Source organism: Vibrio sp. OPT46 (genome assembly GCF_015163535.1).
GTDB lineage: Bacteria > Pseudomonadota > Gammaproteobacteria > Enterobacterales > Vibrionaceae > Vibrio > Vibrio alginolyticus.
Window position 1 is genome coordinate 8,892 of record NZ_JADDYG010000485.1, and the last position, 300, is coordinate 9,191.

1 protein-coding gene is annotated in these 300 nt (G+C 44.7%); it reads left to right on the forward strand.

Translation table 11 applies throughout. The features are described 5' to 3' along the window. On the forward strand, positions 1 to 300 hold a 300-nt coding region (locus IQR33_RS20495; protein WP_193843996.1), incomplete at both ends, for an EAL domain-containing protein.

The following is a 300-nucleotide window of genomic DNA, read 5'->3' on the forward strand; positions in this document are numbered from 1 at the left end:
CAGCGTCGGAATGTCTGTGTTCCCGGATGATGGAGACAACGCTGAGCAGCTTCTTGCATGTGCAGATATGGCAATGTATCGGGCGAAACAAGATGGGCGTGATGGCTTTTGTTTTTATAACCATAATATGAACCAAGATTTGCAACGCTATTTGGATCTGGAAAATCGTCTGAGAAGTGCGATCTCCAATCAGTTGTTAGAGCTGTATTATCAGCCAATTATTGAGCTGAGTAGTGGTAAAATCGTAGGGGCAGAAGCGCTAATGCGTTGGAATGATGACAAGTACGGATTCGTAAACCC